This window comes from Streptomyces sp. NPDC004610 (assembly GCF_040609715.1).
GTDB lineage: Bacteria > Actinomycetota > Actinomycetes > Streptomycetales > Streptomycetaceae > Streptomyces.
Genome location: NZ_JBEXLA010000002.1, coordinates 357,193 through 371,756, shown reverse-complemented (window position 1 = coordinate 371,756; position 14,564 = coordinate 357,193). Strand labels below are relative to the sequence as shown.

At 73.4% G+C, this 14,564-nt stretch carries 16 protein-coding genes and 1 pseudogene; 7 read left to right on the top strand and 10 right to left on the bottom strand.

Annotation, left to right across the window (positions count from 1 at the left end; genetic code table 11):
• Positions 1-15: 15 nt before the first annotated feature.
• Entirely contained in the window at positions 16-387 is a 372-nt protein-coding gene (locus ABZX40_RS03670) for a hypothetical protein (protein WP_355731297.1), read from the top strand.
• 57 nt (positions 388-444) lie between these two features.
• Here ABZX40_RS03670 and ABZX40_RS03665 read toward each other — a convergent pair whose 3' ends face one another.
• The gene (locus tag ABZX40_RS03665; protein WP_355731299.1) at positions 445-690 is read right to left on the bottom strand and encodes a twin-arginine translocase TatA/TatE family subunit; all 246 of its coding nucleotides are present in this window, start codon (positions 688-690) and stop codon (positions 445-447) included.
• Positions 691-709: 19 nt separating this feature from the next.
• Positions 710-1,285, bottom strand: coding sequence for a TerD family protein (locus ABZX40_RS03660; protein ID WP_355731301.1), 576 nt, complete (start codon positions 1,283-1,285; stop codon positions 710-712).
• A 152-nt stretch (positions 1,286-1,437) separates the two neighbouring features.
• On the opposite strand from ABZX40_RS03660, the gene ABZX40_RS03655 reads away from it, so the two are divergent.
• Positions 1,438-1,896, top strand: coding sequence for a BlaI/MecI/CopY family transcriptional regulator (locus ABZX40_RS03655; RefSeq protein WP_355731303.1), 459 nt, complete (start codon positions 1,438-1,440; stop codon positions 1,894-1,896).
• 6 nt (positions 1,897-1,902) lie between these two features.
• Positions 1,903-2,847: a M56 family metallopeptidase gene (locus tag ABZX40_RS03650; RefSeq protein ID WP_355731305.1), complete on the top strand. Its 945-nt coding sequence runs from the start codon at positions 1,903-1,905 to the stop codon at positions 2,845-2,847.
• A gap of 6 nt (positions 2,848-2,853) precedes the next feature.
• On the opposite strand, the pseudogene ABZX40_RS03645 reads toward ABZX40_RS03650, so the two are convergent.
• The 3 genes and pseudogenes from ABZX40_RS03645 to ABZX40_RS03635 all read right to left on the bottom strand — a co-directional run.
• Positions 2,854-3,063: pseudogene (locus tag ABZX40_RS03645) on the bottom strand (TerB family tellurite resistance protein); the annotation flags it as partial.
• 93 nt (positions 3,064-3,156) lie between these two features.
• Entirely contained in the window at positions 3,157-4,137 is a 981-nt protein-coding gene (locus ABZX40_RS03640; RefSeq protein ID WP_355731306.1) for a sporulation protein, read from the bottom strand.
• A 182-nt stretch (positions 4,138-4,319) separates the two neighbouring features.
• Positions 4,320-4,790 carry a nitroreductase family deazaflavin-dependent oxidoreductase gene (locus tag ABZX40_RS03635; RefSeq protein ID WP_355731308.1) on the bottom strand — a complete coding sequence of 157 codons (471 nt, stop codon included), beginning with the start codon at positions 4,788-4,790 and terminating at the stop codon, positions 4,320-4,322.
• A gap of 183 nt (positions 4,791-4,973) precedes the next feature.
• Here ABZX40_RS03635 and ABZX40_RS03630 point away from each other — a divergent pair, with 183 nt between their 5' ends.
• On the top strand, positions 4,974-5,327 hold the full coding sequence (locus ABZX40_RS03630; RefSeq protein ID WP_355731310.1) for a hypothetical protein: 354 nt from the start codon (positions 4,974-4,976) through the stop codon (positions 5,325-5,327).
• A gap of 24 nt (positions 5,328-5,351) precedes the next feature.
• Here the strand turns inward: ABZX40_RS03630 and ABZX40_RS03625 are convergent, their stop codons facing one another.
• Positions 5,352-6,749 (bottom strand): hypothetical protein, encoded by a 1,398-nt coding sequence (locus ABZX40_RS03625; protein WP_355731312.1) that lies wholly within the window; start codon positions 6,747-6,749, stop codon positions 5,352-5,354.
• Positions 6,750-6,975: 226 nt separating this feature from the next.
• Positions 6,976-8,175, bottom strand: a complete 1,200-nt coding sequence (locus ABZX40_RS03620) for an erythromycin esterase family protein (RefSeq protein ID WP_355731314.1) — start codon at positions 8,173-8,175, stop codon at positions 6,976-6,978.
• Between the two features lie 69 nt (positions 8,176-8,244).
• Here ABZX40_RS03620 and ABZX40_RS03615 point away from each other — a divergent pair, with 69 nt between their 5' ends.
• Entirely contained in the window at positions 8,245-8,988 is a 744-nt protein-coding gene (locus tag ABZX40_RS03615) for a TioE family transcriptional regulator (RefSeq protein ID WP_355731315.1), read from the top strand.
• A 22-nt stretch (positions 8,989-9,010) separates the two neighbouring features.
• On the opposite strand, the gene ABZX40_RS03610 is transcribed toward ABZX40_RS03615, so the two are convergent.
• Both ABZX40_RS03610 and ABZX40_RS03605 read right to left on the bottom strand, forming a co-directional pair.
• A complete protein-coding gene (locus tag ABZX40_RS03610) occupies positions 9,011-9,556 on the bottom strand; it encodes a hypothetical protein (RefSeq protein WP_355731316.1) in 546 nt (181 codons plus the stop codon).
• Between the two features lie 107 nt (positions 9,557-9,663).
• A complete protein-coding gene (locus ABZX40_RS03605; protein WP_355731317.1) occupies positions 9,664-10,383 on the bottom strand; it encodes a DinB family protein in 720 nt (239 codons plus the stop codon).
• Between the two features lie 272 nt (positions 10,384-10,655).
• Between ABZX40_RS03605 and ABZX40_RS03600 the strand changes: the two genes are divergently transcribed.
• Positions 10,656-11,369 (top strand): ATP-dependent endonuclease, encoded by a 714-nt coding sequence (locus ABZX40_RS03600; RefSeq protein ID WP_355731318.1) that lies wholly within the window; start codon positions 10,656-10,658, stop codon positions 11,367-11,369.
• A gap of 40 nt (positions 11,370-11,409) precedes the next feature.
• Here the strand turns inward: ABZX40_RS03600 and ABZX40_RS03595 are convergent, their stop codons facing one another.
• Entirely contained in the window at positions 11,410-12,858 is a 1,449-nt protein-coding gene (locus ABZX40_RS03595) for a hypothetical protein (RefSeq protein ID WP_355731319.1), read from the bottom strand.
• 438 nt (positions 12,859-13,296) lie between these two features.
• On the opposite strand from ABZX40_RS03595, the gene ABZX40_RS03590 reads away from it, so the two are divergent.
• Complete coding sequence (locus ABZX40_RS03590) at positions 13,297-14,541, top strand: Clp protease N-terminal domain-containing protein (RefSeq protein WP_355731320.1); 1,245 nt, start codon at positions 13,297-13,299, stop codon at positions 14,539-14,541.
• The last annotated feature ends 23 nt before the right edge of the window (positions 14,542-14,564 follow it).

The following is a 14,564-nucleotide window of genomic DNA, read 5'->3' as shown; positions in this document are numbered from 1 at the left end:
GGGGCCACGGTGTGGGTGACCGGACCGTCGCTCGCCGACCGCCGCGCCGCCGCCTGCGCCCTCGCCGAACGGCTCACCGCCGAGGGCCGCCGCGTCGAGATCGTCGACCGCGCCCTCACCCCGGGGACGGGCCCCGAGCGCACCGGTGTCCTCGCCGAGGTGCTGGCCCGCAACGGCATCGTGGCCATCGCCCCCGGCACCGCCGACCGTCCGCCCGCCTCGGTCGTCGCCCGCCACGCGGCCAGCGGCACCCGCTGCGTCGAACTGGGGGTCCCCTCCGGGGCGCACCCGGCGGACGCGGCGGACACCGCGTACACCCAGCTGACGGGACACGGCGAGCGGGCGGTGTCCGCCCACCCGGGTGGTGCGCACCGGCAGCGGGCATGACGAAGGCCGCGCGCGGACGGTGTCGTACGCCGTCCTGCGCGCGGCCCAGGTGCCGGATCAGAGGCGGGAGTGTCCCGGGCCGCCGCCCTCCGACGGCCCCGCGCCCGGGGGAGTGACCGACTCGCCCTGGATCACCCGGGGTTCGGGGGCCGGCCGCCCGTCGTCCGCCTTCATCGCCCGGCCCTCCGACTTGAGGATCCGGGCCGCCTTGCCCGCCGAACGGGCCAGCTCGGGGCCCTTCTTGGCGGCGATCACCACGATGACGACGACGAGCACGACCGCGAGTTCACTCAGTCCGAACATGACGACCCCGCTCCCCGTGTCAGACGTTCACACCGAAGTCGGCCGCGATGCCCGCCAGCCCCGAGGCATAACCCTGGCCGACCGCCCGGAACTTCCACTCGGCACCATTGCGGTACAGCTCCCCGAAGACCATCGCCGTCTCGGTGGCCGCGTCCTCGGACAGGTCGTAGCGGGCGATCTCGGCGCCGCCCGCCTGGTTCACCACCCGGATGAACGCGCCGCGCACCTGGCCGAAGCTCTGGCCGCGGTTCTCGGCGTCGTGGATGGACACCGGGAAGACGATCCGCTCGATCTCGGCGGGCACCCCGGCCAGGTTCACCTTGACCGACTCGTCGTCGCCCTCGCCCTCACCGGTGAGGTTGTCGCCGGTGTGCTCGACCGAGCCGTCCGGGCTGGTGAGGTTGTTGTAGAAGATGAAGTGCCGGTCGGAGACGACCTTGCCCGAGGCGTTCAGCAGCAGCGCGGAGGCGTCGAGGTCGTAGTCGGCGCCGGTCGTGGTGCGCACGTCCCAGCCGAGGCCGACCAGGACCGCCGTCAGCCCCGGCGCCTCCTTGGTGAGCGATACGTTGCCGCCCTTGGACAGGGAAACCCCCACAGTCGTCCTCCTCGTTCGAGCTGTTCCTATGGTCACAGCGGTGCGATCGACTCTACAGCACTGTAGAAAGGGAGGGGTGGCGGTCCTGGGACATCAAGTGTCCTTACGATGGACCGCCTGCGAAGCGCACGGCAGCGGAAGGGAGACAGGACGTGACGGATCACCGGCGTCCCCGGCGACGGGGGCAGGGCGAGCTGGAGGTGCTGGTCCTGACCGCCCTGCGCGAGGCGGACGGACCCGCGACGGCCGGCTGGGTCCAGGAGCGGCTGGGCGGCGGCCTCGCCTACACCACCGTCATCACCATCCTCACCCGGCTGCTGGACAAGGGCGCCGTCACCCGCGAGCGCGCCGGACGCTCCTTCGCCTGGACCCCCGCCTCCGACGAGGCCGGACTCGCCGCCCGCAGGATGCGCAAAGTGCTGGACGCCGAGCGGAACCGCGAGGCGGTGCTCGCCAGCTTCGTCACCGCCCTCGGCCCCGAGGACGAGAGGCTGCTGCGCGAACTGCTCGGCGGGGCCCGGGACGACGAGCCGGAGACGCCCGGTGCCGTCGCGGGCCGCGCCGGTCCGGTGGACGACACCCCTGGGCAGCCGCGCGGCGAGAAGGACTGACACCGCATGGGCCTCTTCGTCTTCCTGCCGCTGGTGCTGCCGCTCACCGCCTGGCCCGTCGCCCGGCTGGCCGAACAGCATCTGCACCCCCGCGTCGCCACCCGGCTGCTGACCGCAGTCGCCGGGGTGATGGCCCTGTGCAGCACGGTCTGCCTCGCCCTGCTCATGGTGGTCGGCACCGCCCAGCTCCCCGGCAACCCGCTCCCCGACGGTTGGTCCGACCCCGAGGTCCGCGCCGCCCTCCCCCACGACGAGGTGGCCGGCCGCCTGGCCATCCCGGCCCTGCTCGCGGTGGCCCTCGTCTGCGCCCGCACCCTCTGGCGCCACGGCCGGGTCCGCCGCCGCTCCCACCGGGCGCTGGCCGGGCTCCCGGACACCCAGGTCGCCGTCCTGCCCGACGCCACGCCCTACGCGTACGCGCTGCCCGGCGGCGGTGCCCGGGGCGGCCGGATCGTCGTCACCACCGCCCTGCTGGACAGCCTCGGGCCCGCCGAGCGCCGGGCTCTGTTCGCCCATGAGCGCGCCCATCTGGCCGCCCGCCACCACCGGTATCTGCTGATCGCCCGGCTCGCGGCCCGCGCCAACCCGTTCCTGCGCCCGCTGCGCACCGCCGTGGCCTACACCACCGAACGCTGGGCGGACGAGGAGGCGGCCCGTGCGGTGGGCGACCGCAGGGCGGTGGCCCGCGCCATCGGCACGGCGGCCCTGCTGTCCCGGGGCACTCCGGTGTCCACCCTCGCGGGCCTCGCCGCGCCCGGTCCGGTGCCGCGCCGGGTGGCCGCGCTGCTCGGCACCGCGCCGCCCGCGCCGCGCACCTGGCCGTCGTTGTTCAGCGGGGTCGGCGCCGCCGCCTGGACCGCTGCCGCCGGGACGGCCGCGTCCGCGATGGCGTCCGCGAACTCGACCGTCACCCTGGTGGTCGTCCTGCACGCGGCGACGCCGCTCCGGTGACCTGAGTCAGAGGTCGAACTCGTGCGGCGGCAGGTCCAGCGCGTAGCACGCCTCCCGGACCACCGCCTGCTCGTCCTTGTCGAAGTCGCCGTCGGCACCGCCGATCACGATGCAGATCTGGATCACGGCCCGTGCCTCGGCGGGCTTCTTCTTCGCCCTGGCGACCTCCCGGAGCACACTCACCGGGCCATGAGAACTCCGGACTTTCGTCAGGTGGAGAGGGGGTGTCCGGACCGGACGGGCGCGGGCCGGTCCGATCCGGGCACCCACTGCTATCTTCTACAGTTGTGTAGAAGATAGCAGTGGTCCTCACTCCTCCTCGTCGTCCCCCTCGAAGAAGTCGCCCACCTCGTCCACGACCTCGGCAGCGACCATCCCGCCGACCACTCCCACCGCGAGCCCGGCCGCCCCCGCCGCGACGGCGGTCCCCATCCCCGGCCGCGACCCGGAACGGTGCTCGTCGTGCCCGTGATGACCGAGGAACCCTGCCTCGTGACCACCGCCGCCGTGCTGTCCGTACGCCGCCCGCCGCTCGACCAGGTGCCGCATCCAGCCGTCGACCTCGGCGTTCCAGTCCCGGGCGTCGTGATGGCCGACGGTGAAGCGGGCCAGGCTGTCCTGGCCCCCGGAGAACAGGCCACCGCGCTTGTCGGCCTCCAGGACCACGTCCACCCCGCCCGGCGCGGCCAGGAAGGTCAGCTCGATCTCATTGACCTGATGGGCGTAGGCCGGGGACGGCGTCAGCTCGATCTCCTGGTAGAACGGCAGCCGCTGGCCGGTGCCGCCGATCCGCCCGTACTCCAGATCGGCCGACCGGAAACCGAAGCCGAGTTGGCCGAGCGCTTCGAGAACCGCCTCCTGCACGGGCAGCGGACCCACCGTCAGCTGGTCCAGATCGCCCTTGTCCTTGGCGCCCGCGACCGCGAGTTCCGTCCGCACCCCGAGCACGACCCCCAGCGGCTGGCCGTACAGCTCGGTGACGGGTGTCTCCCAGGGCAGCGTCAGCGTGAACGGCGTCGACCGCTCCTCACCGGCCGCCAGCCGGAAGCTCCCGCCCACCGTGAACCGGTCGAAGGCGACGACCCCTTCGCTCTCCCCGTCCTCGTGCTCGGCCTCGACCCGGGCCACCAGCTCCAGGACGATCTCCTCGATCTCGAAGTCGGCCTCCCCGCCCCTGAGCCGGACCTCACCCGTCAGCGCACCGCCCGGGGTGGCCGGGCCCTGCTGAAGGACCGTGTCCACCGTGGGCCCGCCCACACCGAGCGAACCGAGCAGCCGTTTGAACACCATCGCGGCGTTGACTCCTTTGTATGCGTCCTCTACAAGCGAGTAGAAGTTTAGGACGGGGGGATGGACGCACGGGGGGAGTGACGGGCCGGGATGCGGGAATGTCCAAAACCCGATGGGTGGCGAGGGCCGTGATGACCCATCAGCGGGCCGTCAGCGACCTGTCAGTGGGCCTCCATGGACCGTCAGCGGGCCGTCAGTCGGATGACCGGGTACCGCCGCTCCGACTTGCTCTGGTACTTCGCCAGCCGCGGCTGCGCGTCCGCGATCCGCTGCCAGGCCCGCTCCCGGTCCGGGCCGTCGAGGCGCTGCGGGGTGACCGGCACGGCGGCGCGGCCGGGCAGTTCCACCGACGCCCGGTCGGGACGGGCGAGGAGATTGTCGTGCCAGTCGGGGTTGCGGGTGCCGCCGCCGGAGGCCACCACCAGCCAGGAGCCCTCGTCGTCGGCGAACCACGCCACCGGCGTCTGACGGGGCTGCCCGCTGCGGCTGCCGGCCGTGTTGAGGATCAGCACGTCCATGCCCATGAACGCGCCCTTGCCGCGCCGGATCTTGCGGATCATCCGGGCGTTCGCCCGGTGCTGCATCCACCGCGAGAACGCCCCCGGCGTCCCGGGCCTGCGCTGCTGGGTCTGCTGTGACTGCTGCCGAGTCATCGGGCCACCTCCATGGGGCGTGCTGCTGCCGGTCATGGATTCACCGTAGGAGCGGGGCGGCGGGACCGCTTCTCGATTCCTGACGGGTGTGGCCCGCGAGGCGGGGCGGCCCCCGGCGCTCACGACCGGGGCCTGTCGTCGCCCGGCGGGCGGGAGGGCGACGACAGGCCCTAGGCTGGCCGGATGCCGCTGGTCGAGGTCACCCACGCGCCCCATGTCCCCGTCGCGACCCTGCGTGAGCTGGGCACGGTGTTGCCGCATCTGGTGTCGGTGGCCGTCGAGTGCCCGGAGGAGCCCTACGACGGCGACCTCCAGCCGGGTGATGTGGAGCTCCGCTTCCGGGCCCTGGGCCCGCTGGACCGCTCCGGCCTGGATGTGGTGATCGAGGTGCGGTCCAAGTTCTTCGAGAGCCGGGCCGCCGACCGTCAGACGCGGGTCGACCGGCTGCACGAGAGCATCGCCACCGCGGTCGGCCTCACCGGCTTCGGGGTGTATCTGTCCCTGCCGGTGGCCGCCTGGGCGCAGGGCGACGACTGACCGCGCCCCCCGCCGCCCTCTCCCTCAGCGCGTCGGACGCAGGAACACCGGCGGGGTGAACCGGGTGAACGCCTCGTCCACCGGCCGCGGACCCTCCGGCCCGAAGTCGAGCGCGTTGCGGTACTCGGGCCCGAACGCCGCCGCCCTGGCGTTCAGCTTGGCGGGGGAGAGGTTCCCCCAGCGCCCCGTGTCCAGATAGCGGTCCAGGGAACGCAGGGTGAGGATCTCCTCCGCCGCCGTGTACGAGCAGTGCCCGCCGCGCTCCAGATACAGCTCGCGGAAGGCGTCCCCGCCGTTCTCGTCCACCCGCTCCTCCCACCAGCGCACCTGGTCGCTGACGGCGCCCCCGTCGCCGGTGGTGTGCAGGGTGATCGTCGGGGTCGTCGCCGTACCGTCGACCAGCCCGTACCGCTCGGTGTGGGCGACCGCCGCCGGGTCGGCCCCGATCCGCTCGGCGCGGGCGAGGGCGGCCAGGTCCTTGCTCAGGTCGGCCCCGGTCCCGGCGTACGCCGCGCGGACCAGGTCGCGCTGGCTGGACCTGGCGAGCTGGCGCCGGTAGTCCACCCCGGTGTTCCAGGACGGGTTGCCGCCCGCCCGCGCCTCCAGATCCAGCCGCCCGATCGGACCGAGACCCCAGCCGTACGCCCCTTCCAGCCACTGGGACTGGGCGAGAACGCGCCCTTCGAGGGTGGTGGGCCGGGGCTCGAACGCCGAGAACCAGGCGGGGATGTTGCCGACCGCCCCGGCCAGCGCCAGCCGCGCCCGCCCCTCCTTCGTGGTACGGGCCTCCTGGATCGCCGCCACCAGCTTCCCGGTGTCCTCGGCCGCCTCCGCCTCGCCGCTCGGCCGGACCAGGTCGATACCGGCGTCGGGGGCCAGCAGGGTCCGCACCACGAACTGGATGTCCAGCGCCGTGTTCCACGAGCCGGGGGTGTCCACCTCGCCGCACATCGCCGCCGTCCCCGCGAACCGGTCCGGATGCCGCTCGGCGAGCTGCCCCGCGATGGCCGCGCCCTGGGACATCCCGTAGCCGATCGTGCGCCGCGGGGCGCCGAACTCGGCCTCGAAATGGTCCAGCAGCGCCATCTGATCCCGGAGCCCGTCCTCGACGGCGTACCCGATGCCCCGGTCCTCGTACTCGGACGCCGCCAGCGCGTACCCCTGGTCCAGCAGCCATCTCTCGGTCTCCGGATGCGCCGACAGCGCGGCCCGCGGTGGCAGGAACTCCTTGAGGTAGTAGCCGTGGCTGTAGAGGACGAGGGTGCCGTTCCACCGCTCGGGCATCTCGATCCGGTACGGGGCGCCGTCGATACTCCCCTCGTCGGTGCGCTGCCCGCCGCGCCGCTCGTCCGCCTGGGCCGCCGGGGCCGGGGCGGCGCCGGTGAGACCGATGGTCACCGCCAGGGCCAGAACCTTGGTCACGAACCGCATGGTCGTCTTCTCCGTTCACCGATGATCTGCGTCAACGGTTCAGACCGGCGGCGGACCGTTTACTCATCGCTGCTCGGGCATCCGATCTCCCACCCGCCCCACAGGTACCGCGCCATGGGTGCCGGTCCGCAGGTGCGGCGCCGTGGGTACCGCGTCATGGGTACCGGCCCACAGATACCACGCCATAGGTACCGCCCCCCCCACAGGTGCCGTCCCGTCAGCTTCGTCGCACATCGCGGAGATAGACGATCCCCTCCGCCTCGGCCAGCCGCTCCGGGGCCAGCGGGGCGTACCCGAACCAGGGCGACACCCTCGGCGCGGGCGTCGGCACCAGGGTGGCCGCCAGCCAGGGCGCGTCGACGAGGAACCGCTCCTCCGGCAGCCCGTACAGCAGCCCCTCCACGGAGTCCCCGGACGGGGTGTCCACCCCCTGGTGCCGGATCGTCCCCAGCGCCATGGCCAGCACACCGTACGCCGGACCCAGCCGGGCCGAGGCGAGCGCGCCCGCGCTCCACCACTCCAGCTCCTCCTCGCCCATCCGCATCCCGCTGGGGTACCGCTGGAGATGGGCGTTGTGCGCGAACACCAGGGTCGGGCCGCGCTCCGCCAGCGCGAGCAGATTCTCGGCCATCATCTGGTCCCGCACCCCGACCAGCCGGGTCATCCGGCCCGGCGAGGAGTCGGCCATCCAGGAGTGGTAGCGCAGCAGACCGGTCGCGGTCCGCGCGAACAGCCGCGCCCGCGCCAGCTCCTCCGGCGAGGTGAGGGCGAGGATCTGCGGCGCGCGCTCTTCGAGCAGGGCGGCCAGATCGTCGGCGACGAGGCGCAGTTCGCGTGCCGCCGGGGAGCGGCCGATGCCCCAGGACGGGTCCCACATCACCCCCTCGTCGGTCCACGGCCCGTCCGGGCCGAGCAGTTGGTCGAGAGCGTCGGCGGTGCAGGGCAGCAGACGCGGGGCCAGCCAGGCGGAGAGGCGCGAGTGCAGCGCCGTCAGCACCTGACGGGGACTCGCGGCGGCGCTGATCTCCAGCGGGCCGTCGAAACCGGCGAACCGCAGCCGGTCCCCGTCCGGGCGGCCCTCGTTGAAGGCACGCATCCAGCGCACCAGGTCCCGGTTGGCCGCGGACGCCCCGAGACCATGACTGAACCCCCGCTCCATCACCTCGTCCAGGGTGCCGGAACCGGAGGTGATGTGGTCGTCCACGAGCAGCCCGGCGAGGCAGTCGCTCTCGATGGTGATCGTCCGGTATCCGTGCCGCTCGACGAGCTGCCGGAACAGATCGTTGCGCAGCTCCAGCAGGGTGTCCTCACCATGGGTGGGCTCACCCAGGGCGAGCAGCCGGGGCGGGGCCGGGAACAGCGCCATGACGGAAGCGGCGTCGACGGAGTGCACGGTGTCCTTGATGTCGGTTGCCATGCCATCAACGGTATCGTTGAACCCTCAGTGGAAACATGGGCGGAGACAGCCCAGGAGATGGGCGGGAACATGGGGCGAAAGCTTCAAAGCGGGGAGCGGGCCAGGCTGCGGCCGGTGGATCTCGCGCGACCCCATGGCCTGTCCACCCAGGCGGTGCGCAACTACGAGGAGGCCGGCATCCTCCCGCCCGCCGACCGCACCGAGCGCGGCTACCGCGTCTACACCCCCCGGCACGCGGCGGCCCTGCGCGCCTTCCTCGCCCTGCTGCCCGGCCACGGCCATGCCACGGCCACCGCCGTGCTGCGCGCGGTGCACGAGGGGCGGGCCGAGGACGCGTTCCGGCTGATCGACGTGAGCCACGCCCAGCTCCTGGACGACCGGCGGACCCTGGAGGCCGTCGAGCGGGCGCTGCGCGATCTGGCACCGGGGGAGCGGGACGGCGAGGACACCGGGCCCGGCGGCACGGTGTTCATCGGGCCGCTCGCCGACCGGCTCGGCATCCGGCCCGCCACCCTGCGCAAGTGGGAGCGTGCCGGACTCGTCCACCCGCACCGCGACCCCGTCACCGGGTACCGGCTCTACACCGACGCCGATGTGCGCGACGCCCGCCTCGCCCATCAACTCCGCCGGGGCGGGCATCCGCTGGAGCGGATCGCCGCGCTGCTCACCCAGGTCCGCGCGGCGGGCGGACTGGAGCCGCTGGAGGGCGCGCTCGGCGACTGGCGCGACCGGCTGTCCACGCGGGGCCGCGCCCTGCTGGCCGGGGCGGCGGAACTGCACACCTACCTGATCGCAGCCGCCGACGCCCCCTGACCCGGGCGGCCGTGGCGCCGGCTCAGCAGCCCGCCTCCACATCGCTGTCGTCGTACGCCTCGACGTCGACCGAGTAGGCGGCGCCGGTGGTGAGGTCGGGGCGGTCGCCGTGACCGTCCTCCGCGAGGCTCTCGGCGGTGAGGAAGGTGACCCGCAGGACCATGCCCTGCTCGTCCTCCCGGGCGAAGCACAGCTCGCCGGGGGAGGCGTCGGGGTGCGGCTGCCATCCCTCCCGCGCCGTCACCGTCCGGTAGTGCGCGGTGACTTCGGCCCGCGTCCCGGGGAAGGCGTAGGTCCGCCCGGCGTACAGGGCGACATCGCCGCTGTCCGCCCAGCAGCCGGAGTCGACCTCCTCGAACCCCTCCGGGACGGTGGCCCCGTCGGGCCGCGAGCCGAGGACGCCGACGGCCGCCATCTCCGCCACCTTGGCGTCGGTCCCCTCGCAGTCCTGGGCGAGATCGGCGAGAGCGCAGCCGGTGAGCGTGGTGGCGGCCAGGGCGGTCGCCAGGAGCAGGGAGGCCGGGCGGGTGCTACGGGCGGTGCGGGTGCTACGGGTGCGCAGGGGCAACGGGGGCTCCAGGGTGAGAGGGAGGGAGGGGCGGTGGGGCGGAGGTGAGGTCGGGAGGGTGAGAGGGAGGGAGGGGCGGAGGTGAGGTCGGGGCGAGCGGTCCCGTGTCAGTCGTCGGCGGTGAAGCGGGCCTGCCACAGATCCCGCAGCAGCGCGATCTCGGCCATGTGATGGATCAGCTCCAGATTGCCGCCCCACACCACCCCGATGAACGGATCATCGGGGTCCGATCCATACGGGTACTGCGAGAAGCCGACCGTGTCGAGCTGGGCCTCGGTGACGGTGTCCAGGCTGTCGCGCCAGCGGTCCAGCGTCGCCCAGAGCCCGTCCAGGGCGAGATCCGCGGACGGGGAGAAGTCGACCAGCAGTTTGGGGTCCCGGCGTCGCTCGCCGAACGACCACTCCCAGGTACCGGCGAAGCAGAAGTGCAGATGGTTCAGCCGCCAGGCGAGGGTGGTGACCGGCGGCCGGTCGGGCTCCACGGGGCCGGTGTGGGCGAGAACCTCCCGCACCCGCTCGACGCTCACACTCCAGTCCTCGGCGATCTTCTCGACCGTCATCCCGCTCTCGACCTGCCGGGCGACCTCGGCGTACTCGTTCGCCGGGATGTCCGCCGCGGCCTGGTCCAGCAGCCAGTCACCCGGCCCGAACGCCCGCGCCGACGTGGCCTCGCCCCGGCGCCGGATCGAATGGCAGTCGGCCACCGGTTCCCACAGATACTCCTCGTCGGTGAGCCCCGTCAGCCGCACCTGAGCCCTCTCCCGGGTCAGGTCGAACTGGTCGAGCAGCAGCCCCAGACGATCGGTGCGCGCACCCTCGGTCTCCATCGGCGGTCCCCCTGGTGGTGTCCCCGCGGTCACGTCCCTCGCCCCGCGTCTTCTGCCTCGCGTCCCGCGGAGGGTAACCGCTCGATGTGCGTGGCCGCGACATTTTTCCCTTTCGACCGCCGGGCGCAGCACCTGACATCTGACATCTGACACTTGCCGTCTGCCGTCTGCGGGTCTGGTACTTGGGACCTGGGACCCGACGTCCGGCGGCCCGAAACCCGCATGCGGCCCGGCAGCCCGCCATGTCAGGATGCCTGGGGGAGTGAGGCCACGTGGACGAGGTACGGCAATTCCGGCGGGCGCTGACCAAGGCGGCGGCCGGTGCGGCGGGCGCGGCCGAGACCGCACGGCAACTCGCGGGCGGGGTGCGGGTGATCGTGCTCGTCGAGGGCGAGAGCGACCGGGTGGCCCTGGACACCCTCGCCGCGCGGCACGGGCGGGACCTCGAAGCGGAGGGCGTCGCCGTCGTCCCGCTCGGCGGCGCGACCAACATCGGCCGCTTCCTGGACGTGTGCGGCCCACCCGGGCTCGGCCTCCCGCTCGCCGGCCTCTGCGACATCGGCGAGGAGCGCCACTTCCGCCGCCATCTGGCCCGGGTCGGAGTGACCCCGGCCCTGGCGGTCGGCGGCCGGTGCCTGTCCGAACCCGCGGACACCGGGGGAACCGAGGGCACCCGGAACATCGGGGACCACCCCCTCGAAGCCCTCGGCTTCTATGTCTGTGTCGCAGATCTGGAGGACGAACTCATCCGCGCCCTCGGCGCCGAGGGTGTCCGGCAGGTCATCGACGCCCAGGGCGAGAGCCGCCCCTTCCACACCTTCCAGGGCCAGCCCGCCCAGCGTGAACGCCCCGTGGAACACCAGCTCCGCCGCTTCCTGGGCACCCACAGCGGACGCAAGGCCCTCTACGCCCAGGCCCTGATCGCCCACCTCGACCTGCCCCGGGTACCCCGCCCCCTGGCGGCGCTGCTGGCGTCGGTGGGGTGAGGGAGGCCGGTCGCCCACCGGGGGTGAGTGGGCGCACGGCTCATGACACCCGTCGCGCCGGATCCGGGTCCACTTCCACTTCCGATTCCGACAGACCGCCGCGGACCACGTCCATCACCGTCGCCCGTACCGGGTCGAGCCGTCGCTGCCGCAGGTCCAGGACCGGGTGGGGGTTCGAGATGCCCTGGGCGGCCAGTACGTTCATCAGGGCCCAGATCAGATCGGGGCGGCCGGTGAGGGAGAACTCGTGGCCGTCGGGGGCGACGACCGTCGCCGGGGTCGTGCCCGCGAGCAGATTGGTGCGGTGCCAGTCGACGTCGTAGGAGCGGCCGTTCGGGGGGACCGTGAGGACGGCCTCCTTGGTGCGGTGGAGGAGGGCGAGATAGTTCATCGGGACGGTCAGGCGGCGCACGGCGTCGAAGGGCTGGGTGCCGTCGGGCGGGCGGATCCGCAGCACGGTGTCGAGGACAGGGCCGTTCTCCTGGAAGGTGTGGGTCGCGGTCATCTGGAGGAACCGGGCCCGCATCAGCACACCTCCGCGCCGCGACCAGCCCCGGGGCACCCACCCGAACCCCGCCGGGGCACCCGGCAGATCGTCCGTCAGCAGGCGCGCGTCCTCACCCGGTTCGCTCACCGGTGCCAGTTCCTCCGGCTCGGCCTGCCAGCGCTCCGCCAACTCCGTGTAGCGGGCGGCCGTGTACGGGTCGAGGCGGCGCAGGTCGATGACATCACCGGCCATGGCGACCCCTCCGGCGGCCTGGGAGACCCGCATCTGCCGCAGCAGCCGCTCCGGGCGCCGGGTCACCTCGGTCAGCTGCCCGTCCAGGCCGATCAGCCGGGACGTCCTGGTCCCCGCGAACAGGGTGCTGCGCGGCCACTGGGGCACGACCGCCGGGCGGGGATCGGCGAAGGGGCCGATGGCGTCACCCCGTCCGGCCGGGTCGACCAGCACCACCAGACGCCCGGCCGTCACCGCCGACAGACACAGTGACGGCACCCGCCAGTGGTCGGTCACCTCGAAGCCGCTGCGCCCGGTGCCGTCCCAGTCATGCACCCGCAGCCGCATCCGGATCAGCGGCGTGAACTCGTCCGGGGTGAGGTCACCGCGGTAGGTGGTGTAGGTGGCCTCGCCGTCGGGGCTGTAGCGCACCAGGGACGCGTGCAGGACATCCGCCCGGGTCAACTCCGCCTCAGGTGAGCCCGGTTCGGAGCGCGGAGCCCAGAGGACGAAACTGTCGTCGGCGTAGGTGATGTCACTGTGCCGGAGTCTGTCCCGGCGGGTGACGCGGGGATAGGCGCTGCGTGTCGCCTGATGGGCCAGTACCGGGATGAAACCCAGTCCGGCCAGGCCGATGACGAACGGGATCCACGCCCAGTGCTGACCATCGCGCGAGGCCGCGTACCCGACGGCCAGTGCCACCGGGGCCGGGAAACAGCACACCGCGGCGAACATCAGATTTCCTGCCAGCACACCGCCGTAACTACGCACAGCACCACTCCACTCGGGCCCGCGACGGATGACATAGGTTCCCCGCGCTCGATTCGCGACCTGGGGACACTGCCTGACTCACCCATGTTCTGCCCAGTCAGCCCGCAACGCCACCCTGCTTGGTGACTCAATGGGTTGACTCTTTTCGGGATTGGGTCGAGTCACCCGGTCGGGGTGAGTCCCCGGCGGGTGCTGAGCGGGTGGTGAGTGGGTGCTGAGCGGGCGGTAAGTGGGGGTGAGCGGGAGGGGGTGAGCGGTCGGCCGATCCGGCCGGGAGGTGGCGGGCGGCCGACGCCATTGTCTCCGTCCTGTACCGGGCATGGGGTCCACGCAACGCACCGCTCACCGCACCCGTCTCACACACCGCCAGACCGTGCCGCGACACCTGACCACCGCCGCGGCGGGACCTGTGACACCGACAGGCGACCGAGGGGACCCATGAGGAACACCACCGACCGTGCCACGGCCGCGTCCGGGGCGGCGACGGAGTTGGCGCCGGATGTCATGACATTGCTGGTGGCGGCGCTGCGCCGGGCTGTCCGGGGTGAGTCGGACGTTGTGGGTACCGACACCCTGCTGGAGCAGGTGGCCCTGGGGGGCACCGATGTCAGTGACGCCGTCGCCCCTGGCATCCGCGAGTCGGGTGCGCTCGGTGGCCGGATCCGGGCCCAGGCCGGGCGGGGGTGGGTCTCCGCCGACGACAGCGACAGCGGGAGCGGGAGTGACACAGTTGTGCGCCGCTCCGAGGACGAGTGGGAGACCGACGCCGCCTGGCGTGAGGCCCGTTGGCGTCACACCCTCGCCGCGCGCGGTGCCGAGGCCGGGCCCGGCCGTGAACTGCCCGGTATGAGCGGCGCGCTGCGCGACTGCCTGCTGACCGCGCTGGGCGCCGCCCGCGCCGAGGGCAGCCTCTCCGTACGCCCCCGGCATGTGGCGCGCGCCCTGCTGGCTCCGGGCACCCGGGCCCATGAGGCCATGACACTGGAACGGCTCGACCCGGCCGCCACCGCGACCGCCCTCGACGCCCTGGACACCCGGGCCGCCGACGCGCGGGTGACCCGGACCGACACCGCACGCCCCGAGTCCGGCGGTGTCACCCTGCTGCGGCGGGCGGGTGTGTTCGGCGGCGGCAGCGCGCTGACCCGGGCCTTCACCTCCTGGACCGCCGGTTCCACGGTCAATGGCTCCCCGGTGGTGATGGCGGTCGGTACCGAGGCCATCCGGCAGGCGATCCGGTCCGGGCACGCCGCCGCCGAACGGGTGGACCTCCTGCTGGGGATCCTCGCCCTGGACCGGGCGATGCATGTGGCCGGGTACGAGTTCCCGGCGCCGCTCGCCGAGGTCAACTCCGCCGCCGGGCTGCTGCGCGGGCACGGGGTGGATCAGGCGTCCCTGGCCCAGGTGGTGCGGTCGGTGCCGTCCGGGGTGGGCGCCGAGGGTGGGCCGGGGGTGCTGACCGGCGCCGCCGAGCGGGTCGTGGCGGTGGCCCGGCTGATCGCCGCGGAGAGCGGTTCGCCGACGGTCGGTACGGTCCATCTGCTCGCCGCGCTGCTCGACGACCGGTCGGCAGCGGAGGGGGGAGAGGAGCCGGGCCCCCGCGCGGGGATCGCCGCGCTGCTCTCCGCGACCGGCGCCGACCTCGCCGCGCTCCGCGCCGACCTGAGCCGCCACCGGGCGGCCTGACGCCGGGGACCCGCCGCGCGGGG

Bases quoted from the DNA above. Each gene is read 5' to 3' on its own strand.
- ABZX40_RS03665 (WP_355731299.1), bottom strand. From the start codon at position 690: ATGTTCGGACTGAGTGAACTCGCGGTCGTGCTCGTCGTCGTCATCGTG.
- ABZX40_RS03650 (WP_355731305.1), top strand. From the start codon at position 1,903: ATGGGCCTCTTCGTCTTCCTGCCGCTGGTGCTGCCGCTCACCGCCTGG.
- ABZX40_RS03640 (WP_355731306.1), bottom strand. From the start codon at position 4,137: ATGGTGTTCAAACGGCTGCTCGGTTCGCTCGGTGTGGGCGGGCCCACG.
- ABZX40_RS03635 (WP_355731308.1), bottom strand. From the start codon at position 4,790: ATGACTCGGCAGCAGTCACAGCAGACCCAGCAGCGCAGGCCCGGGACG.
- ABZX40_RS03630 (WP_355731310.1), top strand. From the start codon at position 4,974: ATGCCGCTGGTCGAGGTCACCCACGCGCCCCATGTCCCCGTCGCGACC.
- ABZX40_RS03620 (WP_355731314.1), bottom strand. From the start codon at position 8,175: ATGGCAACCGACATCAAGGACACCGTGCACTCCGTCGACGCCGCTTCC.
- ABZX40_RS03615 (WP_355731315.1), top strand. From the start codon at position 8,245: ATGGGGCGAAAGCTTCAAAGCGGGGAGCGGGCCAGGCTGCGGCCGGTG.
- ABZX40_RS03605 (WP_355731317.1), bottom strand. From the start codon at position 10,383: ATGGAGACCGAGGGTGCGCGCACCGATCGTCTGGGGCTGCTGCTCGAC.
- ABZX40_RS03590 (WP_355731320.1), top strand. From the start codon at position 13,297: ATGAGGAACACCACCGACCGTGCCACGGCCGCGTCCGGGGCGGCGACG.